The following is a 5834-nucleotide window of genomic DNA, read 5'->3' on the forward strand; positions in this document are numbered from 1 at the left end:
AAGAGCAGATCGGTCGACAATCAAACACAACCCAATGGTGACCAACCCAAGTTGGCAAAAAACCAAAAAATCTTTTCTTAAACCCCCGAATGGTCTGCCCAGTTATAGACTGGGGAGTTGGGGAACCGAAGCCTATCTGGAAAGCCATGGCCCCTCCCCCCAAAAATCTTTCGGGGGTGGTGCAGGGGACCTTTTGCCCCTCGCACCACCTCTGAAAACCCCCAAATGAAAAAAATAGACAGAGCGCTGAATCTCCATGGGCTCTTTTAGATCTTCGCGATTCCGGTTATGATGGATAGGCCAATATCCAACTTGATGGGGAGGTCGCCCGCGAATGCCCGGACCGTCATGGCGTTATGGGGACCTGATCCTAGTGGCGGGTTCTGGCCATCCGCAACTGGCCGAGGAAATCGCGGAGTGCCTGGGGGTCCCATTGCTCCCCCGCGAGATCATCGTCTTCCCGAACGAAAACATCTTCGTCCGCCTGCTGGCCAGCGTCCGCGGACAGGACGTTTTCGTGATCCAGAGCACGGCCTCGCCGGTGAACTATAACCTGATGGAGCTCTTCATCCTGCTGGACACCATCAAACGGGCGAACGCCGGCCGCATCACTGCGGTCGTCCCTTATCTGGCCTACGCTCGGAGCGATAAGAAAGATCAGCCCCGTGTGCCGATCACCGCGCGCCTGGTGGCGGACTTCATCGCCGTGGCCGGCGCCGATCGCTGGGTGACCATCGACCTGCACGCCAGCCAGATCCAGGGCTTCTTCAGCATCCCAGGCGATGAGCTGACCGCTTTCCATCTGCTAAGCGATTACCTGCTGGAGAAGAATTTCTCCCCCGAGGAAGCCGTGGTGGTAGCCGCTGATCTGGGGTTCGCCAAGAAGGCGCGCAACTACGCCGCCCGGCTCAACCTGCCCATCGCCTTTGTGGAGAAGCGCCGGACCGGGACGCAAACCGAGGCCCTGACGGTGATCGGGGACGTGGTGAAGAAGAAGGTGATCTTGGTGGACGACGAGGTAGACACCGCCGGCTCGGTGAGCGGCGCGGTGCGTGTTCTGAAGGAACAGGGGGCGGAGGAGATCTACCTCTGTTTCACCCACGCGGTCCTCTCCGGGCCCGCCGTGGATCGTCTGCGGGCGCTGCCGCTGAAGGAGATCATCTGCACCAACACGATCCCGATCCCGCCCCACAAGCGCCTCCCGAATATGACTGTTCTTTCCATCGGCCCGATGCTCGCCGAGGTCATCCGTCGCATTCACGAGGGCCGCTCTGTCGGCCAGCTGTTCAACGAATAAGGGAGGCGGGGATGGGACGCGCAGGCCGGGCCGAACGATGGCCGGGATGGATCGGGCTGGCAGTGTTGCTGCTGGGGATGGGCCTGCGGTTCTATCGCCTGGAGGCTCAAAGCCTGTGGTATGACGAAGGGACATCCGCCCGCCTGAGCGAAGGCCCGCTCCGGCGCATCCTGGAAAGCGCGGCCCAGGACATCCATCCCCCGTTGTATTACGTGCTGTTGTATGGGTGGGGCACCCTCGTCGGACGTTCCGTCTTTGCCCTTCGGGCCTTCTCCGCCCTGACCGGCGTGCTCCTGATCGCAGCCGTCGGGAATCTGACCGCCCGGCTCTTCGGCCGGCGGGCCGCCGGGCTCGCGATGCTCCTGACCGCCGTCCATCCCCTGGCCATCTACTATGCTCAGGAAACACGGATGTATACCCTCCTGGGGCTGTGGGCGGCGTGGCATTCCGTCTTCTGGCTGGCCTGGCAACGGCGGCCCCGCCCGGGCCGCGCTCTGGGGTTGCTCCTGACCGGGGTTGCGGGATGGTATACCCATTACGTATTCCCGGCGATCCCCGTTGCCCACTTTCTGGGCATGCTGATCGATGCCGGGCGCGGCCGGCTCCGACGGTTGATCCGCTGGCTGGGCCTCCAGGCATGGATCGGGCTGGCTGTTCTGCCCTGGGCGCCGGTCGCCATGACCCAGCTCCGACAGTGGCCGTCCCCCCCACAGGTCCCTCTCCCCGAAGCGCTGGAAGCAATCCTGCGCGCCCTGGGGGCCGGGATCACGCTTCCCCCGGAAGTTCCTTCCGTGGTGATCGTTCTGCCGCTGATCGGGATTATCACGGGGATAATCGGGAAAAGCATCGCTTTCCCCAAAGCCCCTCGGGGGGCGAATCCGCTGGGGGTCTGGATGGCGCTGACGATGGTTCTGAGCCCCATCGGGCTGGTGCTGGGGCGAGGGGCCTATCGGGAGGCGAATCTGAAGTTTTTTATGGCCGCCCTCCCCGCCTTCGTCGCCCTGGGGGCCGCTGGCCTCGAGACGATCCGATGGCTCTTCCGGAAGCACGGGGGCATCGGGGCGGAACGAATCGGCCTCGTCTTCGCTCTCGGACTGATGCTCGGCCCGATGGGGCTCAGCCTGCAAGCGCTCTACTTCGATCCTCGCTTCGCCCGGGATGATTACCGGGGGCTGGCCCGGACGCTGGCCGCCATCCTCCGGCCCGGGGATGGGGTCCTGCTGTATGCGCCTGGGCAGGTCGATGTGTTCACCTACTACTGGCCGGAGGCCCCATTGATCCCCGCCCCGTTGCGGCGCCCGCCTCCGCCCGAAGAAATTGAGGGCACGCTGGCTCCGGCGCTGCGCGGGCGGGATCGGCTCTTCGTGCTCTGGTATGGAGAGCGGGAAGCGGATCCGGAGGGACGGGTCGAGAGGTGGCTGGACACCCATGCGTTCCGGGCGGAGGAGCGCTGGGTTGGCGGCATTCGTCTCGCGGTTTACGGCCTGGGAAAGCTGGAGGAACATCCAGCGCCCGGAGTTCGGTTCGGGGAGGCCATTGAAGTCGACGGATGGGGGATGACCGCTTCGCCCCTGCGCCCCGGGGATGTGCTGGGCGTGGCGGTGCGATGGCGGGTCCTGGCCTCGATTCCCACGCCCTACAAGGTTTTCGTGCACGTGCGAGGCCCGGATGGTCGTCCGGTGGCCCAGACGGATCGGGAGCCGCTGGGATGGCGCCGTCCGACCACGACCTGGCGCCCGGGGGAAATCCTGGAAGATCGCTATGGGGTCTGGTTGCCCACGGAGCTCATGCCGGGACGCTACCCGGTCGTCATCGGCTTCTATGGGCCCGACGGCCGGCGTCTACCGGTGTTTCGCGACGGCCAGCCGGCAGGCGAAGCATGGGAAATCGGGATCATTGAGATCCGCCCGGTTCCGTAAGGATCAGGCAGAGGGCTTGTCTACCTTGCCTACCGGCTCCCTGATCTTCGATGGTCGTGCTGACTGGCGAGGATCGCGCTTTCGATTGGCCTGTCCAAAAGAGCCAGCTTTTCGGGGGTCGGAGGACTGCCGGAGACGGCCTTCCAGCCTCCGAATCCCAAATCTGCTGAACGGGAGGGAGCCAGCCGATGGTGGGGACACTTCTGAATGTCGCGACCGTGGTGGTTGGCAGCGGCGCCGGGATGCTGGTGGGCAGCCGTCTTCCCGAGCGCATCCGTCAGACCGTGTTGCATGGCCTGGGCCTGATGACCCTGGTCATCGGGATGAGCATGGCGCTTCAAACGCAGAATCCGCTCCGGATGCTGGCCGCCTTGCTCCTCGGGGGGGTGATCGGCGAGTGGTTGGGCCTGGAGGAACGGCTCCAGGCGCTGGGGCGCTGGCTGGAGACCCGGGTCTCGGGGAGGGGTGAGGAGGGCAGCTCATTTGTGAAAGGCTTCGTCACCGCCAGCCTGGTCTTCTGCGTCGGGCCGATGACCATCCTGGGCTCCATTCAGGATGGCCTCACCGGAAACTACACGCTCCTGGCCATCAAGGCCACCCTGGATGGATTCGCCTCTCTGGCCTTCAGCGCTTCTCTGGGCATCGGGGTCATGTTCGCCGCCCTGACGGTGCTGATCTACCAGGGATCCCTCACCCTGGGGGCCGGTCTGGTGAAAGCGATCCTCACGGAGGCGATGATCACCGAGATGACCGCGGTCGGGGGAACGATGATCCTGGGGATCGGGCTATTGCTGCTGGATATCAAGCGGGTGAGGGTGGCCAGCTTCCTCCCGGGGCTGTTGATCGCCCCGCTCCTGGTCGCCCTGACCCCCACCATCAACGCGATCCTGATCCGGCTGGGCATCCCCCTGACGCCGTAAGATCGATGCGGCGAGAGGGACGCCCCGGTCCGTCATGTCGCCCCGCGGCTCCGGACCGGCGAAACGCCATGGCGCGTCGATCGCCATCTCTTTGAAGGAGGGACCCCCATGCTCATCCGAAACGGAACGCTGGTGACTGCGGAGGGGATGCTGCGAGCGGACCTTCGCGTGGAGGGGGAGCGGATCACGGCGATCGGAGATCTTCTCCCCTATCCCGGAGAGCCCGTGGTGGACGCAGGAGGATGCGTGGTGCTTCCCGGCCTGGTGGATCCCCACGTCCACATCGCCCTGAACACCGGGATCTATCGCACCGATGACGATTGGTTCATTGGAACCCGGGCGGCGGCCTTTGGCGGAGTGACCACGGTCGTGGATTTCGCCACTCAGTTTCGGGGGCAGACCTTTGAAGAGGCTTTGTCGGCCCGCCTCGAGGAAGCCCAGGGGAGGGCGGTGGTCGATTACGCCCTTCACATGATGGTGACCGATTTGCCGCCCGGGAAGGAAGGGGAGCTCGGGAAACTGGTCGCCCAGGGCGTGGCGGGCATCAAGCTTTATACCACCTATCGACCCAACTATTACGCGGACGATGCCACCCTCCTGCGCCTGATGCGAGCAGCTGGCGCCCTCGGGTTGCTGACGATGGTTCATTGTGAGAGCGATGCCATTGTGACAGAGGCCATCGAACGGCTGAAGGCGGAAGGTCGCACCAGCTTGCGGGAGCACGGCCGCTCGCGCCCGCCCTTCGCAGAGATCGAGGCCGTGCACCGGGTTCTCTTCCTGGCCGCCGAGGCCCGCGCGCCGGTCTACATCGTCCATTGCTCCACAGCCCGGGCTGTCGACCTGGTTCACGAGGCTGCTCAGCGGGGCCAGCCGGCCTTCGCCGAGACCTGCCCCCAGTATCTTCTCCTGGATGAGACGGTCTACGAGGGCCCTCATCCCGAGTGGTATATCCTCCAGCCTCCCCTGCGGCCGGCTACCGAGCGGGCCGGGTTGTGGGAACGGCTCCACCGGGGATGGATCGCGGCCATCGGAACGGATCACTGCGACTACGCCTTGAGCCAGAAGACGGCCACCGGCTCCTTTCTCACCACCCCTGGAGGATTGCCCGGGCTGGAGACCATGCTGCCGCTGCTTTACACCTTCGGCGTCCTCGAGGGCCGCCTGGGATGGCCGGACCTGGTGCGCCTGTGCGCCACAAACCCGGCGAAGCTATTCGGGCTTTACCCGCGCAAGGGGGCGCTGCAGCCCGGATCGGACGCGGATCTGGTCCTCTACGATCCGGAGCCGGAGGAGATCCTCTCCGCCTCCCGCCTGCACTACGTGGCCGGCTATACGCCTTATGAGGGATGGCGGGTACGCGGACGCGTGCGCCTGGTGATGGTTCGCGGTCAGGTGGTGGTGGAGGATGGGGCGTTCCGGGGAACTCCAGGATGGGGACGCTTCGTCCCGGCTGCGACATTCTCTGCCCCGGGGTCGATTTCGGGTAAGCCCACCCCAGGATGGTGAGGGTTGGCTCGATTTTGGGCGGGCGAGGCCGCCTTCAGCGGCCTCGCTCAGAAATCCCGATGAATCGAAGGCTTCATCCGTCACAGGGAAACACGATCCGATTTTTGGGGGGAGGGGGGGGGGCGCGCCGGCCGCCGCCCCCCCCCACCCCCAGAGAAGAAGACAAACGCCCCCCGAAAGCGGTGAGATGTG

General features: G+C 65.0%; 4 protein-coding genes. All 4 read left to right on the top strand.

All coding sequences use genetic code 11. The features are described from left to right. Positions 1 to 334 precede the first annotated feature (334 nt). The 4 genes from NZM16_RS05505 (at position 335) to hydA (ending at position 5642) form a co-directional block, all read left to right on the top strand. Positions 335 to 1297, top strand: a complete 963-nt coding sequence (locus NZM16_RS05505; protein WP_295451368.1) for a ribose-phosphate pyrophosphokinase — start codon at positions 335 to 337, stop codon at positions 1295 to 1297. Positions 1298 to 1308: 11 nt separating this feature from the next. Then, the gene (locus NZM16_RS05510) at positions 1309 to 3216 is read left to right on the top strand and encodes a glycosyltransferase family 39 protein (RefSeq protein ID WP_295451366.1); all 1908 of its coding nucleotides are present in this window, start codon (positions 1309 to 1311) and stop codon (positions 3214 to 3216) included. A gap of 188 nt (positions 3217 to 3404) precedes the next feature. Continuing rightward, positions 3405 to 4136: a DUF554 domain-containing protein gene (locus NZM16_RS05515; protein WP_295451364.1), complete on the top strand. Its 732-nt coding sequence runs from the start codon at positions 3405 to 3407 to the stop codon at positions 4134 to 4136. Positions 4137 to 4244: 108 nt separating this feature from the next. After that, complete coding sequence (gene hydA, locus NZM16_RS05520; RefSeq protein WP_295451362.1) at positions 4245 to 5642, top strand: dihydropyrimidinase; 1398 nt, start codon at positions 4245 to 4247, stop codon at positions 5640 to 5642. Positions 5643 to 5834 lie beyond the last annotated feature (192 nt).

Origin of the sequence: Thermoflexus sp. (assembly GCF_025055495.1) — a bacterium.
In the GTDB taxonomy this organism is placed as follows: domain Bacteria; phylum Chloroflexota; class Anaerolineae; order Thermoflexales; family Thermoflexaceae; genus Thermoflexus.